Genomic DNA, 26715 nt, shown 5'->3' on the forward strand with positions numbered 1-26715 from the left:
CCCGGTTTGCCTGCCAGGCCAGCCGTCGCTACGGATAACGCCACGCGTTATCCGCCTTACGCCCCGAACGCCATCCCCGTTATACTTGTCGGCTTTCCGATTAGCCGCCAATAGGGTCCCGCCCCGCATGGACAAGACCTACCAGCCGCACGCCATTGAAACCTCCTGGTATGAAACCTGGGAATCGAAGAACTATTTCGCCCCGCAAGGCGCCGGCGACTCTTACACCATCATGATTCCGCCGCCGAACGTCACCGGCAGTCTGCACATGGGTCATGGCTTCAACAACGCCATCATGGACGCGCTGATCCGCTTCCGCCGCATGCAGGGCCGCAACACCCTATGGCAGCCGGGCACCGACCACGCGGGCATCGCCACGCAGATGGTGGTGGAGCGCCAACTGGCCGCCCAGGAGATCAGCCGCCACGACCTCGGCCGTGAGAAATTCTTGGAGAAAGTCTGGGAGTGGAAGGAGCAGTCCGGCGGCACCATCACCCGGCAGATTCGTCGTCTCGGCTCCTCCGTGGACTGGTCGCGCGAGCGCTTCACCATGGACGATGGCCTCTCCGAAGCGGTCAAGGAAGCCTTCGTGCGCCTGCACGAAGACGGCCTGATCTACCGTGGCAAGCGCCTGGTCAACTGGGACACCAAGCTGCACACCGCGATTTCCGACCTCGAAGTGGAAAACCACGACGAGAAGGGCCACCTGTGGAACCTGCGCTATCCGCTGGCCGATGGCGCCAAGACCGCCGAAGGCCAGGACTACCTGATAGTCGCCACCACCCGCCCGGAAACCATGCTCGGTGACGCCGCCGTCGCCGTGCACCCGGACGACCAGCGCTACCAGGCGCTGATCGGCAAGTTCATCGAGCTGCCACTGGTGGGTCGGCGCATTCCGATCATCGCCGACGACTACTGCGACCCCGAGTTCGGCACCGGCTGCGTGAAGATCACCCCGGCCCACGACTTCAATGACTACGAAGTCGGCAAGCGCCACAACCTGCCGCTGATCAACGTGCTGGACAAGAACGCCGCCATCCTGGCGAGCGCCCAGGTGTTCAACCTGGACGGCAGCGTCAACGACGAAGTGGATGCCAGCCTGCCGCACGAATACGCCAGGCTCGACCGTTTCGACGCGCGCAAGCAGATCGTCGCCGCTTTCGAAGCCCTAGGCCTGCTGGAAAAGGTCGACGACCACGCACTTAAAGTGCCGAAAGGCGACCGCTCCGGCACCGTGATCGAGCCGTGGCTGACCGACCAGTGGTACGTCTCCACCAAACCGCTGGCCGAGCCGGCGATTGCCGCCGTGGAAGATGGCCGCATCCAGTTCGTGCCCAAGCAGTACGAGAATATGTACTTCTCCTGGATGCGCGACATCCAGGACTGGTGCATCAGCCGCCAGCTCTGGTGGGGCCACCGCATTCCGGCTTGGTACGACGAAGCCGGGAATGTCTACGTCGGCCGCGACGAAGCGGAGGTGCGCAGCAAACACAACTTGGGCGACATCCCGCTACGCCAGGACGACGACGTCCTCGACACCTGGTTCAGCTCGGGCCTGTGGACCTTCTCCACCCTCGGCTGGCCGGAACAGACTGAATTCCTCAAGACTTTCCACCCGACCGACGTGCTGGTCACCGGCTTCGACATCATCTTCTTCTGGGTCGCGCGGATGATCATGCTCACCATGCATCTGGTGAAGAACGACAACGGCAGCCCGCAGGTGCCATTCAAGACCGTGTATGTGCATGGTTTGGTGCGCGACTCCCTGGGGCACAAGATGTCCAAGTCCAAGGGCAACGTCCTCGACCCGCTGGACATCGTCGACGGCATCGAACTGGAAACCCTGGTGGAGAAACGCACCATCGGCATGATGCAGCCCAAGCTGGCCGAAAAGATCGCCAAGCAAACTCGCCAGGAATTCCCCGAAGGCATTGCCAGCTACGGCACCGACGCCTTGCGCTTCACTTTCTGCTCGCTGGCTTCCACCGGCCGCGACATCAAGTTCGATATGGGCCGCGTCGAGGGGTATCGCAACTTCTGCAACAAGTTGTGGAACGCCGCCAACTTCGTACTGGAGAACACCGACAACCAGGACTGCGGCGTGAACGGAGAAGCGGTCGAGCTGTCCTCGGTCGACCGCTGGATCATCTCCCAGCTGCAGCGCACCGAAGCCGAAGTGACCCGTCAGCTCGAGCAGTTCCGCTTCGACCTGGCCGCGCAGGCACTCTATGAGTTCATCTGGGACGAGTACTGCGCCTGGTATCTGGAGCTGGTCAAGCCGGTGCTGTGGGACGAAAGCGCGCCTATCGAGCGCCAACGTGGCACCCGCCGCACGCTGATCCGCGTGCTGGAAGTCGTACTGCGCCTGGCGCACCCGTTCATGCCGTTCATCACCGAAGAAATCTGGCAGCGCATCAAGGCGCAGGCCGGCGCTTGCGGTGAAACCATCATGCTGCAGCCTTGGCCGGTGGCCAACGAATCGCGCATCGATGCCGCCGCCGAAGGTGATATCGAGTGGGTGAAGGCGCTGATGCTCGGCCTGCGGCAGATCCGAGGCGAGATGAACATCTCCATGGCCAAGCGCATCAACGTGGTATTGAGCAATGTCAGCGCCGAAGACCAGCGCCGCCTGAGCGCAAATGAGCCACTGCTGAACAAGCTGGCCAAGCTGGAGTCCGTCACCGTACTGGCGCACGGCGACGAAGCACCGATGTCCGCCACCGCCCTGGTGGGCGAGATGCACGTGTTGGTGCCGATGGCTGGGCTGATCGACAAAGACGCCGAGCTGGCCCGACTGGACAAGGAAATCCAGCGCCTGAGCCAGGAGGTACAGCGCGTCGGTGGCAAGTTGAACAACGCCAGCTTCGTCGACAAGGCGCCGCCGGAAGTGATCGCCAAGGAGCGCGCCAAACTCGCCGAGGCCGAACAGGCCGTCAGCAAGTTCAATGAGCAACGCAAACGTATCGCCAGCCTGTAAGCATTGAGCCTCAGCACAAGGCCCGCAGCATGCGGGCCTTGTGCTTTATCGACGGCACAACTCGTAGGGGGACAACGCTTCACCTGTCCACCGATTCCGGGTCATCATCCGGTCACCAATGGCACAGCCTGGTGGAAGGATGAAGCGTCATCCACCCTACCCGCCTGACCTGGCGCATATGAGGAGCCTAGATGGACGTCAGCAAAACCAAAACCAGCTTCTACCGCCGCCTCTATGTGGCCTATCTGATCGACACCGACGTGGCCAGCGTACCCGCGCTGATGGACGCCACCGGTATGCCCCGGCGCACAGCCCAGGACACCATCAGCGCATTGGCCGACCTGGATATCGACTGCGTGTTCGAACAGCAGGACGGAGCACGCAATCATACCGGGCGCTATGTGATCCGCGACTGGGGCGCCATCGATAAATGCTGGATCAAAGCTAACCTGAAACAGATCAAAGCGGTTCTTGAATACCCCTGACAGGCATCCAAACACTGCTTCACTTCTGCACGCAAAGTAATACCGCGGGTGACTTGTTCGGCCCTTAATGCAAAACCTGCGTTCCCCCGAGAGCTCATTGGCGAGAGCAAAACCGTGCACAAATACAAGCGACTGCTCATGGTGCTGCTGTTTCTCGCAGTGCTACTCGCCGTGTTCCAGCTTTCCGGCCTGCGCGAACATTTCAGCCTGCAGTTTTTGCGCGAGCAGTTGCTGGAAAACAAACTCAGCGGGCTACTCATTTTCATCCTGCTATTCGCCCTGGGTAATCTGATCCAACTGCCTGGCTGGATCTTCCTCGCCGCTGCCGTGCTGGCCTTCGGCCGTACCTGGGGTGGGCTGGCGACCTACGTGGCGGCGACGTTCTCCTGCATCGTCACCTTCTTCACTATTCGCTGGATGGGTGGCGACGCCTTGCGCGAGCTGAACAACCGCTTCGCGAATAGAATCCTGAGCCAGCTCGACGCCCACCCGGTTACCAGCATCGTCTTGCTGCGCGTGCTGTTTCAAACGGTGCCGCCGCTGAATTACGCTCTCGCCCTCTCCGGCGTGAAGTTTCACCAGTACTTGCTCGGCACCCTGCTCGGGTTACCCTTGCCGATCTTCCTGTACTGCCTGTTTTTCGATTATTTGGCTAAAACGCTGCTTGCGGTTTAGCAGGCCGTTGAACTCAGCATGGCCGACGTAACGCGGCCACCCAATTGCACATGAACGGGCTCAGCCCACCAATCAGGTTGTCATGCGAAATAAGCACCAAGGCAAGCATCCCGCGAAGAACACCAGCGCCGCGCCGGTCGAAAAACCCAGCCTGCACCCGCGCAATCGACATCAGGGCCGTTATGACTTCCCGCAGTTGATCAAAAGCAGCCCGGAGCTGGGCGCATTCGTGATCATCAACCCATACGGCAAAGAGAGTATCGACTTCGCCAATCCGGCGGCGGTGAAGGTTTTCAATCGCGCCTTGCTGCAACAGTTCTACGGCATTCGTGGCTGGGATATTCCCGATGCGTATCTGTGCCCGCCGATCCCCGGTCGCGCCGATTACCTGCACTATCTGGCCGACCTGCTTGGCGTCAGCCATGATGGCGTGATCCCTCGCGGCCCAGCCCTGCATGTGCTGGACATCGGCGTGGGCGCCAACTGCATCTACCCGCTGATTGGCCAGCACGATTACGGCTGGCGCTTCGTCGGCGCAGATATCGACGCCGTCTCGCTGGCCTCGGCCGCGGCCATCCTGAAAGCCAATCCGCCGCTGACAGAGGCCATCGAACTGCGCCGCCAAACCGACGCGGGACATATCTTCCAGGGTCTGATCGGGGCCGATGAGCGCTTCGATGTCACCCTGTGCAACCCCCCCTTCCACGCCTCGCTGGACGAAGCCCGGCGCGGCAGCCAACGCAAATGGAAGAACCTCGGCAAGCTCGACCCGAGCCGCAAGCTGCCAGAGCTGAACTTCGGTGGTCAGGGTGCTGAACTGCATTGCGAAGGTGGGGAAGCCGCCTTCATCGCGCGGATGGCCGAAGAAAGCGCAGATTTCGCCCAACAAGTCTTCTGGTTCAGCACATTGGTCTCCAAGGCCAGCAACCTGCCGGCCATGCAGACCACCTTGAAGACCCTGGGCGCCACCGATATTCGCGTGGTCGACATGGCTCAGGGGCAGAAGCAAAGCCGCTTCATCGCCTGGACCTTTCTCGACAAGAATCAGCGCCGCGCCTGGCGCAAAGCACGTTGGGCTGCGGCTAGCCAGGACTTACCGTAATTTCAGTAGGGCGCTCACATTAATGTGGGCGCCTCACCGGGCTGCCAGAGCGAGTACTTGCGCATGGCTGAGGTAAATAAAGCCGACTGCAGAAACTCATCCAGCCAGCGCCGCAACTGTGGGTAGGGGCTTTGCTCGAACCAGGCGCTATCCACTTGGGAGAACTGGCGGATGAAGGGCGCGATGGCGATATCCGCCAGACTCAGTTGATGACCCAGCAAGTAAGGTTGGTCAGTCAGCCGGCCTTCCAGCAGCGCGAGAAACTCTTCGCCCTGCGCACGGTAATGCTCGAGCGAGTGCTCTGGATGGCGCACGGCGTACTTGTAGCGATCCAGATGTTTTTTGAAGACCTGATCATTTTCCTGAATCAGCTCAATTGCCTGTTCATAACCCGCTGGCACATTCGATAACAGCCAGTTATCCGGGTCATTGTTGGCCAGCGCCCAGTGCATGATCTCCAGACTTTCTTCGAGCACCGTGCCCGCGCTGGTTATCAACACCGGCACCGTGCCTTTGGCTGAGCGGGCCAGCATCTCTGCCGGTTTGCTTTTTAAACTGACCTCACGCAACTCGACCCGGCAGCCGGCATAGAGCAAGGCCATCCTGGCTCGCATGGCATAGGGGCAGCGGCGGAATGAATAAAGAATCGGCAGTGGCATGCTTCGGTACGCTCGGTGTGCGGGTTGTGAGTTCGAAAGAGCTAAGTGTTAGACCGCGATGAGGGTCGACGCTAGAGCGTCGAGGGCTGCGCTCCCACGCGGAGCGTGGGAGCGATCAACTAGCCGGCGACCGCGAAGCGCCGATCAAGCGAGCTATAGCCCATCCCCACCGCCTTGTGCACCTTGAGCTGCACCGGAATGCGTTCCTTCAGCGCCTCGACATGGCTGATTATGCCGATCATCTTGCCGCTGGCGTTCAACGCATCCAAGGCGTCGAGGGCGACTTCCAGGGTTTCGCCGTCCAGGGTGCCGAAGCCTTCATCGAGGAACAGCGAGTCGATGGAGGTTTTATGGCTGACCAGATCGGAGAGGGCCAACGCCAGCGCCAGGCTGACCAGGAAGCTCTCGCCGCCGGAAAGGGTTTTGCAGTCGCGCGCCACGTCGCCTTGCCAGGTGTCGAGCACTTCCAGTTCCAACTCACCGCTGCTTCTGCGCGCCAACTGGTAACGCCCATGCAGGCGTTGCAGTTGCTGGTTGGCCAGATAAACCAGGTGATCGAGGGTCAGGCCCTGGGCGAATTTACGGTACTTGGCGCCGTCGGCTGAGCCAATCAGGCTGTTGAGGTGCTGCCAGAGGTCGTACTCGCCCTCTTTGGCGCTGATCTCGCTGAACAGCGCCTGCTGGCCCTGCCGCCGCGCTTCATCGCCTTGCAGCTGAGCGCGGATTTCACCCTGGCGTTGGGTCAGGGTTTTGATCGCGCTATTCAGGCTTAGCAGCCGCTCATCCAACTGCTCGCAACTGAGTTCGGTTTGCGGCGTGGCCTGCAATTGCGTCAAAGCCTGCTCGCTCGAGGCTTTGAGCGCCTGGGCTTCGGTCAGGGCTTTTTCCAGGCGGGTCTTGAGGCTATGCAGAGCGGCCTGCTGTTCATCCGTCAGCAGAGCGGCGCGGAAGCTTTGCTCGTCGGCGAAGGGGCTTTGCGCCAGGGCGTTGCTCCAGGCTTGCAACTGGCTTTCGAGGTTGAGCCGCGCCTGGCCCAGTTGCTCATTGAGGGTCTGCTGCTTACCGATCAGTTCACTGGCCTGTTTCTGCGCCGCGCTGTACAACGCCTCTACCTGAGGCAGTTGGCTTTGCGCCTCGGAGGATGGCTCAAGCGCTGGCAGCTCAGCCAGATCCAATTCGTCCCAGCGGTGCTGCCAGACAGCTTCCTGCTCACGCGCGGCATTCAGCGAATGTTCAAGATCGCGTTGCGCGGCTTCGAGTTGTTGACGTTGCTGCTGTTGCTGCTGCCAGGCCTGCCATTCCTGATCACGCTGGTGCAGCCAACTGGCACCGTCTGCGGGCAAGCTGTAACCCATCGCGACCAGGGCGCTACTCAGCGCAGCCTCCTGCTCGGTGTGCTGTTGCTGAAGCTGTTGCAGGCGCGTGGCGGTATCGGCTTGCTGGCTTTGGTTGTTCTGCTGGTCCTTGTGCAATAACGCCTGTTTTTGCTCGGCCTCGTTGCAGGCATTTTCACTCTGCTGGCGTGCGGAGCGGGCGCTTTCCAGTGCGGCTTTGAGCGTATCCAGCTGACTAAGGCGTTGCTGAATGCTGCCGAGCCGGGCTGCGTGTTGCTGCTTATGCGCAGCCAGAACCTGAGCATCGGCAAGCTCAATGCCCAGGGTCTGGCACTGCTGCTGCCAACGCTCGGCCTGTTGCTGGCGCTCCTGTTCACAGCGTTCCAGTTGCTGGCGTTGCTGTTCGATGCGCTCGACCAGGGTGGCGAATTCGCCCTTCAGGGTTTCGCCCTTGTCCCGCACGGTTTCAAGCTCGGCCGTCTTCGCGTCCAGGGCCTTTTGCGTGTCGGAGACGTCCAGTGCCTGGTACGCCGTGACCGCCGGGTGTTCGAGCGAGCCGCACAGCGGGCAGGCTTCTTCCGGCTGCAGTTGGGCTCGGTAGACCTCCAGCGCCTGGATGCGCTGCTCCTGTTTCAGCAGTGTTTCCTTATCGCGAACCTGCTGTTGCAGGTCTTTGTACTGGCCGCGCAAGGTGCCCAGCTCCAGCTCTTTATCCGCCTGCTGGCGGCGCTGCTCGGCCAGTGTTTTTTGCAATTGCGCGGCTTGTTGCGCGAGCTGTTGGCGGACCTGAGCGATCTGCTCCAGCCGCTCCAACCCATGGCCCTGACCGAGCAACGCCTGCCACTGCTCACGCAGGGCGGCTTCGGTTTTGGCTTCCGGCGCACCCCTACCGTCCACCTCACCGGCCAACAGGTGTTCCAGCCCCACCTGCTGCTCGGCTTCGCTGTTGCGCGCACTGGCCAGGCCCGACTGTGCGCTGGCCAACACGAGGGCTTGCGCCTGCAACTGGCCGCTTAGCGCTTCGGCTTCGCGTAGCCCTTGCGTTTGTTTGTGCAACTGGGCGTTGAGTTCATCGCCCAGTTGCTGCCGCGCGGCGAACTGGCTGCGCCAGGCGCCCAGTTGTTCGCCCAGTTGGCTGCGCTGGGGATGCTCGGCGAGTGCTGCTTCGAGCTGTTGGCGCTGCTGACTCAGTTGAGCCAGCGCCCCTTGCCGCGCCTGGGCGATCTGTCGGCTCAACTGGCTGGCCTGCCAGAGGCTCTGACTGACTTGCCGGACGGCCTGCTGCTGCGCCGTATTGGTCTGCGCCAGTGCTTGTTCGATCTGGGTCACGGTCTGCTGCGCGCGCTGCCAGGCGGCATGGCTGGGTTGCAGTTTTGCCGCTGGCTCGCTGGCGGCCAATTGCTCGAGTTGTGGCCGGGCCTCGTTCAGCGCCTGCCAGGCTTGCTGTTCGTTGCTGTGCGCAGCGTGCTGCTGGCTTTCGGCCTTGGCCAGGTCGTCGCGCCACTGGCGCTGCGCCTGCAACTGGCGTTGCTGGGTGACCAGGGCCGCTTCCTGGGTGATCAGCTCAAGCGCTTCGGCTTCCAGGTTTTGCCGTTGCTCGAGCGTCAGCAGCTCGACGCCTTCGGCCCTGGCGCGCAGCTGATCCAACACGGCTTTGACCTCACGGGTCTGCTCGAACACCCGCTGGGAAATCTGCCCGTAGATGTCGGTGCCGGTCAGCTCCTCCAGCAGCTCGGCGCGTTGATTGGCGTTGGCTTCGAGGAAGGCGGCGAAACCGCCCTGGGCCAGCAACATGGATTTGGTGAAACGCTCGAAATCCAGCCCGGTGAGGCTTTCGGTCAGGCGGTATTTTTCGTTGATCTTGTCGGTGAGAATGCTGCCTTCGCCGCTCTCTGCGTCAATGCGAGCCAGTTCGACCTTCGGCGCTTGCAGGGCACCGTCACTCTTGTCGCGGGCGCGGCGCTGGCTCCAGAAAGCGCGGTAACGCAGGCCTTTAACCTCGAACTCGACCTCCGCCAGGCAATCGGCGGTGTGCCGGGTCATCAGCTCGTTGCTGCTTGCCGACAACGTGCTCATGCGCGGCGTGCGGTGGTACAGCGCCAGGCAGATGGCATCGAGCAACGTGGTTTTGCCGGCCCCGGTCGGCCCGGTGATAGCGAACAGGCCGTTGTCCTTGAAGGGTTCGGCGTTGAAGTCGATCTTCCATTCGCCTTTCAGCGAGTTGAGGTTCTTCAAGCGCAGGCTGAGGATTTTCATGCCTTGCCCTCCTGCAACTCGCCGACCACCTGGCGGTACAACCCCTGCAAGCGGGTTTGCAGGGCCTCGTCCAGCGCCTCACTGCTTAACCGCTGAGCGAATACGTCATCGGTACTCAGCTCGTCCAAGGTCTCTTTGGCGCTGACCTGCAAACTGGCTTGGGCGTTGCCGCGCTCGCGGCGGATGCGCAGCACTTCGACCGGCAAACCTTCGGTAAGCGTCTGAATGCGTACCTGCAGATCACTCAGGTAATCATCGGCACTGACCAGCACTTCCAGCCAGACCGGTTGCTCCGGCCGGCCTTGTTTAGCCGCCTCGGCGATGGCGCTTTGCAGTTCGCTCAACGAACCGCGCACCGACAACAACGGCTGAAAACGTGGCACCGGCAGCGCTGTGATGCTCTGCAAACCGCGGCCATCGAACTCCACCAGCAGCACTTCCTTGGTCTGCTTGGCCTCATCGAAGCTCAGCGGAATCGGCGAGCCGCAGTAGCGGATATGCTCCAGCCCACCGACCTTTTGCGGCCGGTGAATATGCCCGAGGGCGATATAGGCCGCCGGCGGAAAAGCACTAGTGGGGAAGGCCTCCAACGCGCCGACGTAGATCTCCCGCACCGACTCGCTGGCACTGGCGCCGACGGTGGTCAGATGGCCGGTGGCGATGATTGGCAACTCGCCGCCCAGTTCGTCGCGCTTGGCTTCGGCCAGTGCGTAGAGTTTCTGGTAATGCTGGTGAATCGCTTCCTGCAGCGACAGTTGTTTGTCCTGTGCGCTCTGCCCCGCCTGGCTTTGCAGCACGTCGCGCGGGCGGATAAACGGGATGCCACAGAGGAGCGCGCCCGGCTGGCCATCACGCGTGTGCAGCACCAGCAGTTGTTCCTCCAGCTGCTCACTGACGCCGGGAATCACTCGGGTATTGAGGTGGGCCAAGAGGCTTTTGCTCTCGCCGAGCATCGCCACCGAGTCATGGTTGCCGCCGAGCACCACCAACTCCGTGCTGCTGGCGCGCAGGGCGACGATAAGGTCATTGTACAACTCACGGGCATAGCTCGGCGGCGCACCGGTATCGAAGATATCGCCGGCAATGATCAACGCATCTACGCAATGAACTGAGCACTGCTCGATCAACCAGGCGATAAACGCCTGATGCTCGGCCTGGCGAGTTTTACCCATGAAATGCTGGCCAAGGTGCCAGTCGGAGGTGTGCAGAATGCGCATGCCGGAAAATCACTTGTGCGGAAGCGGGATAGAAATGCCTGCAACCATGTCATCTACTTCGAGACAGTGCAAAGGGAGTCGCGGGGCGACTCCATGTTGGGCATCGCGGCGCTCAGCGCCAACCTACGGGGCGGCGTAAAGCTATCAGGGGAGCGCAAGGTAGGTTGGTGCTGAGCCGAAAGCAATGCCCAACAACCGGCCTACACGGCCGGGCTTTTGGGTGGGACGCCGTTCGTTCATTGAATTCCCGCCCCAGGCGGGAATTCAATCAAGTTCGAGACCGAGCATTGGGAGCCGCTGGCGACTCCATGTTGGGCATCGCTGCGCTCAGCACCAACCCACGCCTGCGAGCTGTCCTTAAGTGAACGGGCAATTCGCACTGGTTACGCTATACAGACAGTTGAAAAACGCCGATAGGACATCACATGCGCCGCATCATCAAAGACCTGAAAATCATGTTGCTTGCCAACCTCTGGATAGTGCCGGTGTTGGCCGCCCTGGTGGGCGCGGTGTTCTATTTCGTGGCGCCGCCACCGCCGATGTCGGCGACCATAGCGACCGGGCCGGAAGGCGGGGGTTATGCGGCGTTTGCCGAGAAGCTGAAAAGCGAGTTGGCCAAGCAAGGCTTTGCGCTGACTTTGGTGCCCAGCGCCGGCTCGCAAGACAACCTGCAGCGCCTGCTCGCCAAGCACAGCGAGGTGCAGCTTGCGCTCGTGCAAAGCGGCCTGGAGCGCCAGCTCAGCGACCAAGAGCGCACCCAGCTGCGAAGCCTCGGCGCGGTGTATCAAGAGCCGTTGTGGTTGTTCTACCGCACCGCGGTGAACCTCGACCGCATTGCCGATCTCCTGCCTCTGCGCTTGGCCCTTGGCAGCCCCGGCAGCGGCACGCAAGCGGCCACCGAGGCCATTCTCAGCGCCAATGCGATCAGCCCGGAGGAGTATCCCGCCGGCTGGCAGGCGATTGGCGGTACGGTGGCAGTCAACGCGCTGAGCAACGGTGAGCTGGATGCGGCATTTCTGGTCGGCCCAGCGGAAAGCCCCCTGGTGCAGCAACTCGCCGCAAACCCGCAAGTGACCCTGGCTAGCTTCCGCCGCGCTGCGGCCTACGAGGCACGTCTGCCGTTCTTCGCCCGCGTCACAGTCGGTGAGGGGCTGCTCAACTTGGCGCAAAACACCCCGCCGCAGGACATCGTCACCCTCTCGCCGGTCGCCACCCTGGTGGTCAACTCGGACTTCAGCCCGGCGCTGGCACCTTTGATTCTGCAGGCCACGCGCGAGGTGATGAAGAACGGCACCTTACTCGACAAGGCCGGCGCGTTCCCCACCGCCATGCCGGTGACCTTCGAGCTCTCCAGCGATGCCGAGCATTACTACACCAGCGGCCTGCCGCTGTTGCAGCGGCATCTGCCGTTTCGCATTGCCTCGCTGGCGGATCGCTACATCATTCTGCTGATCCCACTGCTGGTGATCCTCTTCCCGCTGTTCAAAGCCATCGGCCCGTTGTATCGCTGGCGCATCCGCGCGCGGATTTATCGCTGGTACAAGTACCTGCGCGAAGTCGACCGGCAGATCGACTCCGGCACGCTGCCGGAACAACTCGACGTCGAAATCGAGCGGCTGGAGCAGCTGGAAGACAAGCTAGCCAAGGTCGAGGTGCCACTCTCCTATTCCAACGAACTGTACGAGTTGCACGTCCACCTGCGCTATGTGATCGAACGTTTGCAGGCCTTGCAGCGCAGACGGGCGACCAAGGCCGAGCAGGTCGGGTAAACTGACGCGCCTCGCCCTGTCCGCCCCGATACGAGAACGCCATGCCGATCCGCCATTGCATTGTCCACTTGATCGACAAAAAACCCGACGGCACGCCCGCCGTGCTGCACGCCCGCAACACCGAACTGGCCGAATCGCAAGCCATCGAGAACATGCTGGCCGACCTCAATGAGAGCTACAACGCCAAGCAGGGCAAGGCCTGGGGCTTCTTTCAAGCGGAGTCCGGCGCCTACCCGTTCAGCGGCTGGTTGAAGGAATACAACGAGGGCGGCCAGGACTTCACCGCCTTCAGTCGTCAGGCGGTGGAGCATCTGCAAAAGCTGATGGAGGAATCCAACCTCTCCACCGGCGGCCACGTGCTGTTCGCCCACTATCAGCAAGGCATGACCGACTACCTGGCGATCGCCTTGCTGCATCACAGCGAAGGGGTGGCAGTGAACGCCGCACTGGACGTGACCCCGGCCAAACACCTGGATCTTGGCCAGCTGCACCTGGCGGCGCGGATCAATATCTCCGAGTGGCAGAACAACAAGCAGTCCAAGCAATACATCTCCTTTATCAAGGGCAAGAACGGCAAGAAGGTCTCCGAGTACTTCCGCGACTTCATCGGCTGCCAGGAAGGCGTCGACTCGCCAAGCGAGACCCGCACCCTGCTGAAAGCCTTCAGCGACTTCGTCGAAAGCGAAGACCTGCCCGAAGAGCAGGCCCGGGCGAAAACCGACACATTGGTCGACTACGCCACCAGTCAGGCCAAGCTGGGCGAACCCATGACCCTGCAGGAACTCTCCGGGCTGATCGACGAAGAACGCCCACGGGCCTTCTACGACCACATCCGCAACAAGGACTACGGCCTGTCGCCGGAGATTCCGGCGGATAAGCGCACGCTGAGCCAGTTCCGCCGCTTCACCGGCCGCGCCGAGGGTTTGTCGATCAGCTTCGAGGCGCACCTGCTAGGCTCCAAGGTGGAATACGACGAGGCGCAGGACACCCTGATCATTCGTAACCTGCCGACCCAATTGCGCGACCAGCTCAAGCGTCGTAAGGACTGACCCCGTGAGGTAAAGCATGCCGCGCCTGCCCGACGCCCTGCTGGAAGATTGCCGGTGCGATCCGGCGGCGCCCTTTGCGAAGGATCCGGTGCGTCACGTTGACTTCGTCAAGCAACGCCACCGGGCTGGAGCAGGCCTGAACCCATGCGTCCATCCGCTATCAACCTGTTGAGCGCCCTTGTGCTGCTGAGCGCGTCGGCGTCCCCACCGCAAGACGTGCTGCACGCCGATGAGGTGCGCTTCATCGTCGCCAACGCCGAGTTCACCCTGTTGCACGAGATGGGCCATTTGCTGATCGCCGAACTGGAACTGCCGGTGCTCGGCCGCGAGGAGGACGCCGCCGACCAACTAGGCTTTATCAGCCTGTACCTCTCCAACGGCCATCAGCGCAACGCCGGCTTCTACGCCAAGCTCTTGGATGTCGCCGATTACTGGCGCCTGGAGTGGCAACGGCCGAAACCCGACAATGAGGAAGTCCATGCCTGGGACAGTCACGGCCTGGATGCCCAGCGCTTCTACAACCTGGCCTGCCTGATCTATGGCAGCGACCCGGATGTGCTGGAATGGGTGCCGGAGATCACCGGTCTGCCAGTGGAACGCGCCCTCTACTGCGATCAGGAATATGCCCAGGTGCGCCGGGCATTAGCCTGGGTCGAGCAGCACCACGGGCGGGCGCCGGGCACGCCGATCCAGCATCGCCTCCAAGTGCTCTACGACCCGCCGGGCCCGCGCCTGGAAAACGGCCCGCGCCTGCTCGAGCAGATCCGCAGCACCGGCGTGGTGGAAGCCATAGCCGCACGCGCCAGCGAGACCTATCAGTTGCCGCGCGATGTGGTTCTGCGCCTGACCAATTGTGGTGCGTCGGACGCCTGGTACGATCGCACCGGCGGCGAACTGGTTCTCTGCTATGAGAGCCTGGCGCACTTCCAGACTCTCGCCCGACAGCTGCCGCGCCTGCGCCAGGCTATGCCGGATTAATGCGCCTCGAGACGAAAGCCCAAGCGCGGAAAATGCACATGCAGCAGCCCGGCGCGCTCGTCCTCGCGGCGCAGGATCAGCTCTTCGCTGCCGGCAAAGACCAACTCGCCTACCACCGGATCGATGCCATAGTCAGTCGCGGCCACAGTCACCTGCTGGCCGATCTTGAAACCGTTGGGTTCATTGAATACCTCATCCGGCAGCGCCGCCGGAGTCGCCGCACGGGCGATTTCAATGGCATCAAAGGCAGCCAGCTCACTGGCCGAGCCGTGACCGAAACCCAGCACGCGACCGAGCCAGACAGCCACGGCCGGATAATCGTCCACCAGTGGCGCGGTGACTGGCGTGGCCCTGAGGAACCACAATGGGTGCGCCAGGGCGAAGTCGGCAAGCGACGGCTCGCCGAACAGGAAGTCACCGTCTTCGCGGGCTAACTGCTGCTGCAGACGTGCCATCAACGTCGGCCACTGGTGCTTGGCTTGCTCCAGCGGTAGCCGGGTTGTCGTGCCGCCACTGAATAGCCCGGCACGGTCGGCCATGAAGCCTTTGATCACCTCAGGCGGTAGTTTGCCGAACCGCACGGCGATGGACTCCGGCTGGAACGCCAGGCTTACCGCATGCTGGAACACCAGCGAGTCGGCCCAACTGGCAAAACTGGCGACGTTGAACTCCTGACCCTCTGGAAACAGCGCCGGAGTGGCTTTTTCGGCCTCCAGGCGCCGGGCGATCAGCGCGCTATCACAGTAAATGTCAGCACCGACTTGCAATACCGGGGTCTTGCGGTAACCGCCAGTCAAGGCCGTCACGTCGGGTTTCGGCATCACCGGCGGAATCATTACCGAGCGCCAGGACAGTTGCTTGAAGCCCAGCATCAGCCGGACTTTCTCGGCGAACGGAGAGGTAGGGTAATGGTGCAGGATCAACTCGTGCATGACAGGCTCCGAGGCACTGAGGGAAGCCAGCAGCTTACTCGCCAGCGCGACTGCGCGCCTACCCGATCAGCTTGATGGACTGCTATCAAGCTGGCCGATAACACCGGCTGTGTGAAAACGACTGCAGGCTTCGCGCGTCATACAGCCTGAACAGCCGCTGCCAACACCAAAGCTTCCTTGGCTTTTTTCGTCAGTTGCTTGATCGAGCGCTCGCGTCGCAAGGCTTCGCTTTTGTCGCGGCATGCTTCGACGTACACCAAGGCGACCGCCGGGCTGGAATGGAAGAAGCGCGCACCGCGACCACTCTGATGGGTAACGAAACGCCGCTGCGGGTCATCACTGATGCCGCAATACAGCGCACCATTGGCCGCACGCACCAGGTAGACGAACCAGGGCTTGGGCTCTGCCGCACTCATGTCCAAAACTTGTCCCGCATCCGCTCGCAGTAGGCCACCAACGAGGGAAACTCGCGCGCCAGCCGGCCCAACGGAGTGTCCAGGCTGCACAGGGTCAGGTTGGCCAGGATGCCGTAGGCCGACGCGTCCGCACTGCACGGCTGCACGCCGCCAAAAAACGGTGCAGCGCCGAGCAGATCGCTCAGCGCCTGCAGATCCTCACGAGCGAATGCCAGCAGCTCCACCGCTGAATGCCGAGCAATGCCCTGAGCCAGCAGCGACTTGCGGATTTTCTTCTGCACTAAACCCGGCACCAGCAGCCGTAAAGGCGCCGGCAATTGGCCGAAGAATGCCGGTTTGAGCTGCCCCCAACCCTCCGCGTCGAGCCAGCGGAAATACACCATCAAAGGGCTCAGGTGCTCGTCACACAGGCGGGTAATCGCCACCATCCGGCCACGGCCTGCGGCATCCAGATGCCGATCCAGCGGCAGCTCCAAACGCTCGCTCAACGTCCGCAGGATCACCGCCGAATCGGCGATCAGCTCATCGTCCAGCTTGATAAACGGCAGTTTGCCTTTCGGGGCTTTGCGCGGGTCGAATAGCGTTTTTACCTGATAGTCCAATCCGCACATGCGCAGAAAGGTTTCCACCTTGAGGCAGTACGGGCTGGGGTTGGGTACATTGAAAGCCGCGGGGAATTGGCACAGCGTGATCATCGGCAGCATCCTGCATGGAGTTCGTCGGCGAGCTTAGGCAATATTCATCTCCACGGCCACAAGCCACCTACGCAAATGGGAGCCTTGCATGAATATTCAGATCTTCACCACCGGTGGCACCTTCGACAAGGTCTATTACGACGCGCTTTCCGACTATCAGATCGGCGAACCGATGGCCCCGGAAATTCTTCGTGAGGCCGGGGTGACCTTTGACTTTCAGGTCGAAAGCCTGGTGAAAAAAGACAGCCTGGAGATGACCGATGAAGACCGCGAACTGATCCGCGTCAAGGTCGCCGCCTGCCCGGCCAAGCACATCCTGATCACCCACGGCACCGACACCATGACCTTGACCGCTGATGTGCTGAAGGACATTCCCGGCAAGGTGATTCTCTTCACCGGCGCCATGCAGCCCGCACGCATGCGCAACACCGATGCGCCGTTCAACCTCGGCGTGGCCATCGGCGCGCTGCAATGCCTGGCCGAGGGCATCTATGTGGCTATGAGTGGGCGCATCTTCGAGGCCGGCAAGGTCAAGAAGAACCGCGCCGCCGGACGTTTCGAGGACAGCGCCGGCTGATTCGCTACCCTGTAAGACTGCAGGAGCGAGCTCTGCTCGCGAACAGGCTCAACGCCTAGTTGATCGCGAGCAGAGCTCGCTCCTACATCCGTCAAGAACACCCGGCCCGATAGATCTCCAAGCCCTTCATCGCCTGCTTACGAATCGCACCCTGCACGGGCGGCGCCCAACCGAGCAAAACACCTTTCATGCCCAATGCCTGACGCGCCCAGCACCACAGGTCGAAGTGATCGTGGTGCTCGATAATCTTGCCGTCACGGAAGACAAAGCGCGCCTGGATCCGATTGACCACCGTGCGGCCGGTCTGGCTGAACAGGTAAGTCGCAACCCAGCGCGCACTGCCCTGCTGGTCGTCGGCCTGCACGTCGGAGTAAGTCAGGGAAAAGTTCTGCGCACGGCTCGCCAGCATGCGCCACATGTCACCGGCCTCCCGACCCTGCAGGTCGGTGAACACCGGATCACTGAAGCGCACATCTTCGGCATAACAGGCCGCCATGGCCTCGCCATCCAAACGCTGGAAGGCCTGGTAGAAGCAACTGATCAATTCGGCGTTGGGGTGGCTCATGGAGGGCTCCGGCTCATGGGATGTTGGCCATTGTGGGCAGATACGCAGCAGCCGGCGATTGGCTATATCGACAACTTTGTGTCAGAAATAGCCAAACTTCTTTATTGGCCGCCGAGCATGCTGAACATCGCTATTTATGTGTGTCCGCAAACGGTTTGCTCCAGCCTGAGCATGGCTAACGATGCGTTTGTGCTGGCCAATCAGTTGGCCGGACAAGCGTTGTTCAAGCTGCAGCGCTTCAGCCTGGACGGTCAATCGGTGGATCTGGGCTTTGCCAGCATCCGGGTGGATGGTGATTTGAGCCTAGCCGAGCAAGCAGACCTGATCCTGCTCCCCGCGACCGGCAGCGCTATCGAGCAAACCCTGGCCGCCAACGCCGGCCTGCTGCCCTGGCTTGCCGCTCGCGCACCAAACCAACAGCTTGCCAGCCTGTGCAGCAGTGCCTTTCTGCTGGCGGCGGCAGGCGTGCTCGATGGCCGCCACGCCACCACCCACTGGGCCTTGGCTAACCCATTCCGCCAGCGCTTCCCGCAGGTGCAATTGGAAATTGACGAGCTGCTGACCCATGACGGCAACCTGCTCTGCTCGGGCGGCGCGCATGCGGGCCTGGATTTGTGCCTGTATCTGATCGGCTGGCATGCCGGCGACTGGCTGGCTCAGCGAGTCGCCGCGGCGCTGGTGTTCGAAACCCAGCGCGGTCGCCAGTCACGCTTCGCCCCGCTGCTGCCGGAATCCGACAGCAGTGACAGCCAACTTAATCCGCTGCTGCAATGGTTACAGCGGCACTACGCCGAACCCGTGGATTTACAGCGCCTGGCCGAACGCGCGAACTGCTCGCCGCGTACCCTGCTGCGGCGTTTTCGCGCCAGCACCGGGCTGACGCCCAACGACTATCTTCAACGGCTGCGCATCAGCGCCGCGCAAACGGCCCTGCGCCATTCTTCCCGCTCGTTGGAACAAATCGCCGCCCAAGTCGGTTATGCCGACCGCGCGGCCTTCGCCAAGCTGTTCAAACAACTCTGTGGGGAAACACCAGGCGCGTTTCGTCGGCGCTTGCGCGATAAACCTGTAGGGGCGAATTCATTCGCTGCCCCGAACAACAACTGCCTGACAACAACGCCGAACCCGTAGGAGCGGGCCATGTCCGCGAAGCGCATACGCCTGTGTTCGCTAGCAGAGCTAGCTCCTACAGAGAGTGGCAGTGGCGCAATTGCCTGGCAACAATGCCAAATCCGTAGGAGCGAGCTCTGCTCGCGAAGCTCTCGCGTTGCAGCTTTTCGCGGGTATGGCCCGCCCCTACAAAGAGTTGCAGCCTGACGTAACAGATAGCGGGTACAGAACCAATCAATTCGCCCCTACATCAGCCGCGTTGCGCTGGACAAAAAAGGGAGCCTTGCGGCTCCCTTTTTCAACTCGGCGTTACTCAGTGCAGGATCTGACTGAGGAACAGCTTGGTCCGCTCGTTCTGCGGGTTGTTGAAGAACTCGTTCGGCGGCGCCTCTTCGATGATCTCGCCCTTGTCCATAAAGATCACCCGGTTCGCCACGGTGCGGGCAAAGCCCATCTCGTGGGTCACGCAGAGCATGGTCATACCGTCCTCTGCCAAGCTGACCATGGTATCCAGCACCTCCTTGACCATTTCCGGGTCGAGCGCCGAGGTGGGCTCGTCGAACAGCATGATCTTCGGCTTCATGCACAGCGCGCGGGCGATGGCCACCCGCTGTTGCTGACCGCCGGAGAGCTGTCCCGGGTACTTGAGGGCCTGCTCGGGGATACGCACGCGCTCGAGGAAGTGCATGGCGGCTTCCTCGGCCTGGCGCTTGGGCATCTTGCGCACCCACATCGGCGCCAGGGTGCAGTTCTGCAGCACGGTGAGGTGCGGGAACAGGTTGAAGTGCTGGAACACCATGCCCACCTCGCGACGGACCGTCTCGATGTGCTTGAGGTCGCGGGTCAGCTCCACCCCGTTCACCACGATGCGCCCCTGCTGGTGTTCCTCCAGGCGGTTGAGACAGCGGATCGCCGTGGATTTGCCCGACCCCGAAGGTCCGCAAATGACGATGCGCTCGCCCTGCTTCACATCCAGGTTGATGTCCTTCAGCACATTGAACTGGCCGTACCACTTATGCACGCCCTGCATCAGGATCATGCTCTGATCGGCGGCGGCGGACTGCTTGATCGGTTCACTCATAACAAACTCCTAACGCTTGTGGCCGGTGTCCAACTTGCGCTCCAAATGCATGGAGTAGCGGGACATGCCGAAACAGAAGATCCAGAACACCAGGGCGGCGAACACGTAGCCCTCGGTGGCCATACCCAGCCAGACGGGGTCGGTGGTGGCTTGCTTGATGCTGTTCAACAGGTCGAACAGGCCGATGATGATCACCAGACTGGTGTCCTTGAACAGGGCGATAAAGGTGTTGACGATGCCCGGGATCACCAGCTTGAGCGCCTGCGGCAGAATCACCAGGCCCATCATCCGCCAGTAGCCGAGGCCGAGCGCGCCGGCCGCTTCGTACTGGCCCTTGGGGATGGCCTGCAGGCCACCGCGCACTACCTCGGCGATATAGGCCGACTGGAACAGGGTCACGCCGATCAGTGCGCGCATCAGCTTGTCGAAGCTCAGCCCTTCCGGGAGGAACAGCGGCAGCATCACCGAGGACATGAACAGCACGGTGATCAACGGCACACCACGCCAGAACTCGATAAAGGTCACGCTGATCACGCGGATCGCCGGCATGTCCGAACGCCGTCCCAGGGCCAGCAAGATACCCAGAGGCAAGGCCCCGGAGATACCGACCGCGGCGATCACCAGGGTAAGCATCAAGCCGCCCCATAGGCTGGTGGACACAGTGCTCAGGCCGAAGAAGCCACCGTGCAGCAGCCAGTAGGCCAGCAGCGGATAGACCACCAGGAAGCCCAGCCCATAGACAGCTTTGCGCGGCATCGCCGGAATGAACAGCGGCGCGGCGCCGATGACCGCCAGCCAAGCTGTCAGATCCACCCGCCAACGCAACTCGGACGGGTAGAAGCCATAGATAAACTGGCTGAAGCGCTCCTTGATGAACACCCAGCAGGCGCCCTCGCTGGTGCAGTCGGCACGGCTGGTGCCAGTCCAGTCGGCCTGAATAAACGCCCATTGCAACAGCGGCGGGATGATCAGCCAAACCAGGTAGATGGCGAACAGGGTCAGCAGGGTATTGAACCAACTGGAGAACAGATTGGCACGCAGCCAGCCAACCACGCCGACACTCAGGAGCGGCGGTGGTAGATCCGGTTTGAAGGTATGAATGGTCATGCGCTTTTCCTCACCGCTCGATCAGCGCAATGCGCTTGTTGTACCAATTCATCAACATTGAAATGCTGAGGCTGATGGCCAGGTACACGCTCATGGTAATGGCGATCGCCTCGATCGCCTGTCCGGTCTGGTTGAGCACCGTGCCGGCGAACAGCGAGACCATATCCGGATAACCGATACCGGCGGCCAGCGAGGAGTTCTTCGCCAGATTGAGGTACTGACTGGTCAGCGGTGGGATGATCACGCGCAGGGCCTGCGGGATGATCACCAGACGCAGCGTGATCCTCGGCTTTAGGCCGAGGGAGCGGGCGGCCTCGGTTTGCCCGTGGCTGACCGCCTGGATGCCGGAACGCACGTTCTCGGCGATAAAGGCCGCGGTATAGACCGTCAGCGCCAGGACCAACGCCATCAGCTCGGGAATCATCACCCAGCCGCCGCGGAAGTTGAAGCCTTGCAACTCGGGCACGCTCCAGGTGAAGGGGTTGCCGAACAGCAGCACGCACAGCCCCGGCACCGCCACCAGCAACGCCAGAGAAACCCAGGGTGTGGGGAAAATCGCCCCGCTCGACTCGCGCCGCGCCTTGGCCCAGCGCACCAGCACGACGATACCGACCAGGGTCAGCAGCACGGCGATCAGGAACGGCAAAAAGCCTTCGGCCGCCCCCGGCGAGGGCATATTGAGCCCGCGGTTGCTGAGGAAGAAGGTCTCACCGACGCTTATGCTCTGCCGCGGCCCCGGCAGCGGCAGCATCACCGCAAAGTACCAGAAGAAGATCTGCAGCAAGGGCGGAATATTGCGGAAGGTCTCGATGTAGACGGTGGCCAACTTGTTGATCAGCCAGTTCGGCGACAGCCGCGCGACGCCAATGATGAAACCGATAATGGTCGCAAAGACGATGCCGATGACCGAGACCAGCAAAGTGTTGAGCAGACCGATGACGAACACACGGCCGTAGGTATCGCTTTCCGTGTAGTCGATCAGGTGTTGGGCGATGCCAAAACCGGCACTGTTCTGCAGGAAGCCGAAGCCGGAAATAATCCCCCGTTGCGCCAGGTTGTGTTGCGTGTTGTCGAACAGGTACCAGCCAAACGCCACCACGGCGATAACGGCAATAATCTGGAATAGCCACGCGCGCACCTGTGGGTCGGTCCATACCGAACCTCGGGCGCGTGGGGCATTAGCAATAGTTTGCATAGCAACCCTCTTGGAAACCTCACGCCCGCAGGAGCGGGCGCAGAGTTCACGGAATCAAGAAAAACAGCAGCGCTCCAGACCCGGAGCGCTGCTGCAGATGGTCAGCGCACCGGCGGTGCGTATTGCAGACCACCCTTGTTCCACAGGGCATTAAGGCCACGCTCGATCTTCAGGTCACTGCCGGCACCGACGTTGCGATCGAAGATTTCCGCGTAGTTACCGACTTGCTTGACGATCTGCACGGCCCAGTCTTTCGGCAGTTTCAGATCCTTGCCGAACTCGCCTTCAGTGCCGAGCAGGCGGGCGATATCCGGGTTCTTGGTGCTTTTGGCGGTCTCGACGACGTTCTTCGAATCGATGCCCAGCTCCTCGGCATTGACCAAGGCGAACAGCGACCAACGCACGATTTTGAACCACTCATCGTCACCCTGACGCACTGCCGGGCCGAGCGGCTCCTTGGAGATCACTTCCGGCAACACCACGTACTGATCCGGCGCGGCCAACTTGATGCGCTGCGCATAGAGCTGCGATTGGTCCGAGGTCAGCACGTCGCAACGACCAGCCTCCACAGACTTGGCGCTCTCATCGGAGGTGTCATAAGTGATCGGGGTGTACTTCAGGCCATTGGCGCGGAAGTAGTCGGAGAGGTTCAGCTCAGTGGTGGTCCCGGCCTGAATGCAGACGGTGGCGCCATCGAGTTCCTTTGCGCTGGAGACGCCCAGCTTTTTGTTCACCAGGAAGCCTTGGCCGTCGTAGTAGGTCACGCCGGTAAAGCTCAGACCCATGGCCGCATCACGCGAACTGGTCCAGGTGCTGTTACGCGAGAGGATGTCGACTTCACCGGATTGCAACGCCGTGAAGCGTTCTTTGGCCGTCAGCGGGCTGAATTTAACCTTGCTGGCATCGCCGAAGACCGCAGCGGCTACAGCGCGGCAAACATCTACGTCGATCCCCAGGTAGTTGCCCTTGCCGTCGGCGTAGGAGAAGCCTGGCAAGCCATCACTGATACCGCATTGCACGAAGCCTTTTTTCTTCACCGCGTCCAGGGTTGCGCCCGCCTGAGCGAAGCTGCTGACGCCGAGCACCGCTGCAGCGGTCAGCACAGCCAGGGTGGATTTCACCATCTTCATTAAAACCTCCAGTTGCTGTTGTTGTGTTTGGAGTCTCGGCCCTACCGCCGTACCCTTATGAGGCACGTTCAACCCTCTCGATAACAGCAGGGTCAACCGGGGTGCAGACCTAAGGAGTGAGTCTAGTTGGCGATAGTCCTCTCGGCCAAAAACTCACCCCCGCCCATTGTTCGAATGGACTGGAGAGGGATTATCTCGTTCGCTTGAGCGCCAACCTGCGGCGCGTGACGAATCTGTTGAGAGTCCCAGATCGTTTGCTTTGACTACGCAGCGCCCAGAAATCCGGAGTGTTACCCGCTGGGCCTTGCGATCAGTCAGCGCAAAACATAGCAAAGCCCGTACCAGCGCCTTCTGCAAAGCACTATTCAGGCAGGTCAAGGGCAAAACTTGTAACCTTGCGACAACTTCTTCACTGATTCGCCAAACCCTCGGCGAGTCCACGCCCTGTCTAAGGGCGCTCGCACCGCACTGGAGCCGCTCATGCACGAAACCCTGATACTTCAGCCCACACACGCCGCCGACGCGTGCGTCATCTGGTTGCACGGTCTGGGTGCCGACCGCTATGACTTTCTGCCGGTGGCCGAGGCATTGCAGCAACGTCTGCTCAGCACCCGCTTCGTGCTGCCGCAAGCACCAACCCAAGCGGTGACGATCAACGGTGGCTATGTCATGCCCAGCTGGTACGACATCCTCGCCATGAGCCCAGCCCGGGCGATCAATTGCGAGCAGTTGGAAGCCTCGTCACAGAAAGTCATCGAGCTGATCGAAGCGCAACGCGACAGTGGTATCGATCCCGCACGGATTTTCCTCGCCGGCTTCTCCCAGGGCGGCGCAGTCGTGCTGCACACCGCTTTTATGCGTTGGCAGGGGCCACTGGGCGGCGTGCTGGCACTGTCCACCTACGCCCCCACCTTCAGCGCTGAACTGCAGCTGTCGGATACAAAAAAACAACTGCCGGTTTATTGTTTGCATGGCACTTTCGATGATGTGGTGCTGCCAGCGATGGGCCGCGCCGCGCATGATTGCCTGGTCACACAGGGAGTGCCGGTGACTTGGCAGGAATACCCGATGAGCCACGAGGTGTTGCCGGAAGAAGTGCGCGATATCGGCACTTGGCTGGCGGCGCGCTTGGGCTGAACTCTTAGAGTCTGTTCACGAGCTCGCGAGCTAAGGTCAGGCAAGGCGAAGTCGGGCGAAAAAGCGCAGTTTACGAGTTGTAAATGAGCATTTTTAGCCCGATTTCAACGCCGCATGGCCGACGCGCAGCAGATCATGAATAGGCTCTTACAAACAGGCAGCAAAAATCACCATGAGCCAAACCGCCGTTCCCGCTATCGGTTCGCTGCGCGATACCGAATCGATCGAACAGATCTCTCTTCAAGACCGCGGCATGCCGCCCAGCACTTATGAGCTGCTGCGGCGCAGTGCGGCACGCAGCCCGGATGCCACGGCGTTGACCTTCCTGTTACAGGGTAATAGTGAAGAGACGCCCTATCAGCTGAGCTACGCCGAGTTGTTCGGCAAAATCACCCAGACCGCCAACGCCTTCCACCGCCTCGGCGTGCGCCCAGGTAAAGCCGTGTCGTTCCTGCTGCCGAACCTGCCACACACGCACTTCACCCTCTGGGGTGGCGAGGCCGCGGGTATCGTCAATGCGATCAACCCGCTGCTGGATGCCGAGCACATCGCCGAACTGATCCGCGCATCTGACTCCGAGGTGCTGGTGACCCTGGCGCCCTTCCCCGGCACCGATCTGTGGGACAAGGTCGCCGGCCTGCGTGAACGGCTGCCGGAGTTGAAATCGATTGTCACCGTCGACCTCGCCAACTACCTGCCAGAGCCGCAACGTAGCGGCTTGCAAGCCCAGCGCGGCGCGCTACCGACGGACGTGCTGGACTTCGACGAACTGATTGGCGCCTGCCCGGACGATCACCTGGAAAGCGGCCGGGTAATTCAGCCGGACGACATTGCCTCGTACTTCCACACCGGCGGCACCACCGGCACCCCGAAGCTGGCGCCGCACAGCCATCGCAACGAAGTCGCGATGGCGATGATCCTCGCCATGGCGATCGACCTGAACGAGCAGGACATCACCCTCTGCGGGCTACCGCTGTTCCACGTCAACGGCGTGATGGTCACCGGCTTGGCGCCGTTCTATGTCGGTGCCGAAGTATTGCTGGCGACGCCGCAAGGCTATCGCAACAGCAGCCTGATTCAGAACTTCTGGAAAATCATCGAACGCTACCGCGTGAGCTTCTTCAGTGGCGTACCGACTATCTATGCCGGCCTGCTGCAAGTGCCGAGCGCTGGCCACGATCTGTCCAGCCTGCGCTATGCCCTGTGTGGCGCGGCGCCGATGCCAGTGGAGCTGATTCGGCAGTTTGAAGGTAAAACCGGGCTCAAACTCATCGAAGGTTATGGCCTCACCGAAGGCACCTGCGGCAGTTGCGGCAATCCCCCGGCCGGCGAGCAACGGCCTGGCTCGATTGGCCTGCGCATGCCGTATTGTGAAGTGAAGATCGCCGTACTCGACGAGCAGGGCCAGTACCTGCGCGATGCTGCGCAGAATGAGATCGGCAACCTCTGCCTGCGCGGCATCACGGTGTTCAACGGCTACCTGCAAGCCGACAAGAACAAGGGCATCTGGGTCGACGGCGATTGGTTCAATACCGGCGACCTCGGCCGTATCGACGCCGACGGCTACATCTGGCTGACCGGGCGCAGCAAGGATCTGATCATCCGCGGCGGGCACAACATCGACCCGCAGATGATCGAAGAGGCCCTGCACAAGCACCCGGCCGTGGCCATGGCGGCCGCGGTGGGCAAACCCGACGTCAAGGCCGGTGAGCTGCCCGTGGCCTACGTCCAGCTCAAACCCGGTGTGACGGTAACCGAAGCCGAACTCCGCGAGCATGCCGCCGCGCATATCCCAGAACGTGCAGCGATCCCCAAAGAGGTGTGGATCATCGATGCAATCCCGGTCACCGCGGTGGGTAAAACCTTCAAACCGGCCCTGCGTTTCGATGCCATTCGTCGTGTTTTCGAGGAACACCTGCGTCACCTTGATCCGACCATTCGGGTCGAAGTCGTCGCCGATGATCGGCATGGGCAGCTGGCACGGATCCATGTAGCGCAGTTGGATACGGCGCAGCGGGCGGCCATCGAAAGCTGTCTGGCCGGCTTTGCGGTGAGATGCGAGCTAGTCGCAGGTAGGGTGGATTAGCCGCGCAGCGGCGTAATCCACCAAACCGGGCAACACCTAGCGGCCTGTTGGTTCGCGACAAGCGGTGGAAGCCCCTCCGGGGATTCCACCCTACTAATCTGAACGCCGAGCGTTCAGGAATCCGCTAAGCGCCTGGGCGACCATTGGTCGGCCCAACTTTGCGCGAGGATTTCGCGCTACTAA

22 protein-coding genes are annotated in these 26715 nt (G+C 61.5%); 11 read left to right on the forward strand and 11 right to left on the reverse strand.

The window, feature by feature from the left end; translation table 11 throughout:
• Positions 1 to 127 precede the first annotated feature (127 nt).
• The 4 genes from D3879_RS20000 (at position 128) to rlmF (ending at position 5239) form a co-directional block, all read left to right on the forward strand.
• The gene (locus D3879_RS20000; RefSeq protein ID WP_119955988.1) at positions 128 to 2977 is read left to right on the forward strand and encodes a valine--tRNA ligase; all 2850 of its coding nucleotides are present in this window, start codon (positions 128 to 130) and stop codon (positions 2975 to 2977) included.
• A gap of 191 nt (positions 2978 to 3168) precedes the next feature.
• On the forward strand, positions 3169 to 3462 hold the full coding sequence (locus D3879_RS20005) for a winged helix-turn-helix domain-containing protein (protein ID WP_119955989.1): 294 nt from the start codon (positions 3169 to 3171) through the stop codon (positions 3460 to 3462).
• A 114-nt stretch (positions 3463 to 3576) separates the two neighbouring features.
• Positions 3577 to 4137 (forward strand): VTT domain-containing protein, encoded by a 561-nt coding sequence (locus D3879_RS20010; protein WP_218567847.1) that lies wholly within the window; start codon positions 3577 to 3579, stop codon positions 4135 to 4137.
• Between the two features lie 82 nt (positions 4138 to 4219).
• Entirely contained in the window at positions 4220 to 5239 is a 1020-nt protein-coding gene (rlmF, locus tag D3879_RS20015; protein ID WP_119955991.1) for a 23S rRNA (adenine(1618)-N(6))-methyltransferase RlmF, read from the forward strand.
• A 14-nt stretch (positions 5240 to 5253) separates the two neighbouring features.
• Here rlmF and D3879_RS20020 read toward each other — a convergent pair whose 3' ends face one another.
• The 3 genes from D3879_RS20020 to sbcD all read right to left on the reverse strand — a co-directional run bounded on the left by D3879_RS20020 (position 5254) and on the right by sbcD (position 10705).
• The gene (locus D3879_RS20020) at positions 5254 to 5898 is read right to left on the reverse strand and encodes a glutathione S-transferase (protein ID WP_177412461.1); all 645 of its coding nucleotides are present in this window, start codon (positions 5896 to 5898) and stop codon (positions 5254 to 5256) included.
• A 119-nt stretch (positions 5899 to 6017) separates the two neighbouring features.
• The gene (locus D3879_RS20025; RefSeq protein WP_119955992.1) at positions 6018 to 9488 is read right to left on the reverse strand and encodes an SbcC/MukB-like Walker B domain-containing protein; all 3471 of its coding nucleotides are present in this window, start codon (positions 9486 to 9488) and stop codon (positions 6018 to 6020) included.
• Entirely contained in the window at positions 9485 to 10705 is a 1221-nt protein-coding gene (gene sbcD, locus D3879_RS20030; protein WP_119955993.1) for an exonuclease subunit SbcD, read from the reverse strand. Before sbcD ends, D3879_RS20025 begins: the two co-directional genes overlap by 4 nt.
• A 425-nt stretch (positions 10706 to 11130) precedes the next feature.
• On the opposite strand from sbcD, the gene D3879_RS20035 reads away from it, so the two are divergent.
• The 3 genes from D3879_RS20035 (at position 11131) to D3879_RS20045 (ending at position 14501) form a co-directional block, all read left to right on the forward strand.
• Positions 11131 to 12474 (forward strand): TAXI family TRAP transporter solute-binding subunit, encoded by a 1344-nt coding sequence (locus D3879_RS20035; protein WP_119955994.1) that lies wholly within the window; start codon positions 11131 to 11133, stop codon positions 12472 to 12474.
• 41 nt (positions 12475 to 12515) lie between these two features.
• Positions 12516 to 13523: a nucleoid-associated protein YejK gene (gene yejK / locus D3879_RS20040; protein ID WP_119955995.1), complete on the forward strand. Its 1008-nt coding sequence runs from the start codon at positions 12516 to 12518 to the stop codon at positions 13521 to 13523.
• Between the two features lie 144 nt (positions 13524 to 13667).
• Positions 13668 to 14501 carry a DUF4344 domain-containing metallopeptidase gene (locus tag D3879_RS20045; RefSeq protein ID WP_119955996.1) on the forward strand — a complete coding sequence of 278 codons (834 nt, stop codon included), beginning with the start codon at positions 13668 to 13670 and terminating at the stop codon, positions 14499 to 14501.
• Here the strand turns inward: D3879_RS20045 and D3879_RS20050 are convergent.
• From D3879_RS20050 to D3879_RS20060, 3 genes are all read right to left on the reverse strand, one after another.
• The gene (locus D3879_RS20050) at positions 14498 to 15433 is read right to left on the reverse strand and encodes a glutathione S-transferase family protein (protein ID WP_119955997.1); all 936 of its coding nucleotides are present in this window, start codon (positions 15431 to 15433) and stop codon (positions 14498 to 14500) included. The genes D3879_RS20045 and D3879_RS20050 overlap by 4 nt on opposite strands.
• A 137-nt stretch (positions 15434 to 15570) precedes the next feature.
• On the reverse strand, positions 15571 to 15849 hold the full coding sequence (locus D3879_RS20055; protein ID WP_119955998.1) for a GIY-YIG nuclease family protein: 279 nt from the start codon (positions 15847 to 15849) through the stop codon (positions 15571 to 15573).
• Positions 15846 to 16544, reverse strand: coding sequence for a glutathione S-transferase family protein (locus tag D3879_RS20060; protein WP_119956364.1), 699 nt, complete (start codon positions 16542 to 16544; stop codon positions 15846 to 15848). The genes D3879_RS20055 and D3879_RS20060 overlap by 4 nt, the downstream gene beginning before the upstream one ends.
• A gap of 88 nt (positions 16545 to 16632) precedes the next feature.
• On the opposite strand from D3879_RS20060, the gene D3879_RS20065 reads away from it, so the two are divergent.
• Entirely contained in the window at positions 16633 to 17121 is a 489-nt protein-coding gene (locus D3879_RS20065; protein ID WP_119955999.1) for an asparaginase domain-containing protein, read from the forward strand.
• 91 nt (positions 17122 to 17212) lie between these two features.
• On the opposite strand, the gene D3879_RS20070 is transcribed toward D3879_RS20065, so the two are convergent.
• Positions 17213 to 17686, reverse strand: a complete 474-nt coding sequence (locus D3879_RS20070; protein ID WP_119956000.1) for a nuclear transport factor 2 family protein — start codon at positions 17684 to 17686, stop codon at positions 17213 to 17215.
• Between the two features lie 117 nt (positions 17687 to 17803).
• Here D3879_RS20070 and D3879_RS20075 point away from each other — a divergent pair, with 117 nt between their 5' ends.
• A complete protein-coding gene (locus D3879_RS20075; RefSeq protein WP_119956365.1) occupies positions 17804 to 18817 on the forward strand; it encodes a GlxA family transcriptional regulator in 1014 nt (337 codons plus the stop codon).
• 292 nt (positions 18818 to 19109) lie between these two features.
• On the opposite strand, the gene D3879_RS20080 is transcribed toward D3879_RS20075, so the two are convergent.
• The 4 genes from D3879_RS20080 to D3879_RS20095 all read right to left on the reverse strand — a co-directional run bounded on the left by D3879_RS20080 (position 19110) and on the right by D3879_RS20095 (position 23309).
• Complete coding sequence (locus D3879_RS20080) at positions 19110 to 19877, reverse strand: amino acid ABC transporter ATP-binding protein (RefSeq protein WP_119956001.1); 768 nt, start codon at positions 19875 to 19877, stop codon at positions 19110 to 19112.
• 9 nt (positions 19878 to 19886) lie between these two features.
• A complete protein-coding gene (locus D3879_RS20085; protein WP_119956002.1) occupies positions 19887 to 20984 on the reverse strand; it encodes an amino acid ABC transporter permease in 1098 nt (365 codons plus the stop codon).
• A 10-nt stretch (positions 20985 to 20994) separates the two neighbouring features.
• Entirely contained in the window at positions 20995 to 22179 is a 1185-nt protein-coding gene (locus D3879_RS20090; protein WP_119956003.1) for an amino acid ABC transporter permease, read from the reverse strand.
• A gap of 101 nt (positions 22180 to 22280) precedes the next feature.
• Entirely contained in the window at positions 22281 to 23309 is a 1029-nt protein-coding gene (locus D3879_RS20095; RefSeq protein WP_119956004.1) for an amino acid ABC transporter substrate-binding protein, read from the reverse strand.
• 480 nt (positions 23310 to 23789) lie between these two features.
• Between D3879_RS20095 and D3879_RS20100 the strand changes: the two genes are divergently transcribed.
• Entirely contained in the window at positions 23790 to 24446 is a 657-nt protein-coding gene (locus D3879_RS20100; protein ID WP_119956005.1) for an alpha/beta hydrolase, read from the forward strand.
• 172 nt (positions 24447 to 24618) lie between these two features.
• Positions 24619 to 26532 carry an acyl-CoA synthetase gene (locus D3879_RS20105; protein ID WP_119956006.1) on the forward strand — a complete coding sequence of 638 codons (1914 nt, stop codon included), beginning with the start codon at positions 24619 to 24621 and terminating at the stop codon, positions 26530 to 26532.
• Positions 26533 to 26715 lie beyond the last annotated feature (183 nt).

Origin of the sequence: Pseudomonas cavernicola (genome assembly GCF_003596405.1) — a bacterium.
Classification (GTDB): Bacteria; Pseudomonadota; Gammaproteobacteria; order Pseudomonadales; family Pseudomonadaceae; genus Aquipseudomonas; species Aquipseudomonas cavernicola.

What these genes read in the sequence shown, in the direction of transcription:
- D3879_RS20000 (WP_119955988.1), top strand. Translation starts at nt 128, where the DNA reads ATGGACAAGACCTACCAGCCGCACGCCATTGAAACCTCCTGGTATGAA.
- D3879_RS20005 (WP_119955989.1), top strand. Translation starts at nt 3,169, where the DNA reads ATGGACGTCAGCAAAACCAAAACCAGCTTCTACCGCCGCCTCTATGTG.
- rlmF (WP_119955991.1), top strand. Translation starts at nt 4,220, where the DNA reads ATGCGAAATAAGCACCAAGGCAAGCATCCCGCGAAGAACACCAGCGCC.
- D3879_RS20020 (WP_177412461.1), bottom strand. Translation starts at nt 5,898, where the DNA reads ATGCCACTGCCGATTCTTTATTCATTCCGCCGCTGCCCCTATGCCATG.
- D3879_RS20025 (WP_119955992.1), bottom strand. Translation starts at nt 9,488, where the DNA reads ATGAAAATCCTCAGCCTGCGCTTGAAGAACCTCAACTCGCTGAAAGGC.
- sbcD (WP_119955993.1), bottom strand. Translation starts at nt 10,705, where the DNA reads ATGCGCATTCTGCACACCTCCGACTGGCACCTTGGCCAGCATTTCATG.
- D3879_RS20035 (WP_119955994.1), top strand. Translation starts at nt 11,131, where the DNA reads ATGCGCCGCATCATCAAAGACCTGAAAATCATGTTGCTTGCCAACCTC.
- yejK (WP_119955995.1), top strand. Translation starts at nt 12,516, where the DNA reads ATGCCGATCCGCCATTGCATTGTCCACTTGATCGACAAAAAACCCGAC.
- D3879_RS20045 (WP_119955996.1), top strand. Translation starts at nt 13,668, where the DNA reads ATGCGTCCATCCGCTATCAACCTGTTGAGCGCCCTTGTGCTGCTGAGC.
- D3879_RS20050 (WP_119955997.1), bottom strand. Translation starts at nt 15,433, where the DNA reads ATGCACGAGTTGATCCTGCACCATTACCCTACCTCTCCGTTCGCCGAG.
- D3879_RS20055 (WP_119955998.1), bottom strand. Translation starts at nt 15,849, where the DNA reads ATGAGTGCGGCAGAGCCCAAGCCCTGGTTCGTCTACCTGGTGCGTGCG.
- D3879_RS20060 (WP_119956364.1), bottom strand. Translation starts at nt 16,544, where the DNA reads ATGATCACGCTGTGCCAATTCCCCGCGGCTTTCAATGTACCCAACCCC.
- D3879_RS20065 (WP_119955999.1), top strand. Translation starts at nt 16,633, where the DNA reads ATGAATATTCAGATCTTCACCACCGGTGGCACCTTCGACAAGGTCTAT.
- D3879_RS20070 (WP_119956000.1), bottom strand. Translation starts at nt 17,686, where the DNA reads ATGAGCCACCCCAACGCCGAATTGATCAGTTGCTTCTACCAGGCCTTC.
- D3879_RS20075 (WP_119956365.1), top strand. Translation starts at nt 17,804, where the DNA reads ATGCTGAACATCGCTATTTATGTGTGTCCGCAAACGGTTTGCTCCAGC.
- D3879_RS20080 (WP_119956001.1), bottom strand. Translation starts at nt 19,877, where the DNA reads ATGAGTGAACCGATCAAGCAGTCCGCCGCCGCCGATCAGAGCATGATC.
- D3879_RS20085 (WP_119956002.1), bottom strand. Translation starts at nt 20,984, where the DNA reads ATGACCATTCATACCTTCAAACCGGATCTACCACCGCCGCTCCTGAGT.
- D3879_RS20090 (WP_119956003.1), bottom strand. Translation starts at nt 22,179, where the DNA reads ATGCAAACTATTGCTAATGCCCCACGCGCCCGAGGTTCGGTATGGACC.
- D3879_RS20095 (WP_119956004.1), bottom strand. Translation starts at nt 23,309, where the DNA reads ATGAAGATGGTGAAATCCACCCTGGCTGTGCTGACCGCTGCAGCGGTG.
- D3879_RS20100 (WP_119956005.1), top strand. Translation starts at nt 23,790, where the DNA reads ATGCACGAAACCCTGATACTTCAGCCCACACACGCCGCCGACGCGTGC.
- D3879_RS20105 (WP_119956006.1), top strand. Translation starts at nt 24,619, where the DNA reads ATGAGCCAAACCGCCGTTCCCGCTATCGGTTCGCTGCGCGATACCGAA.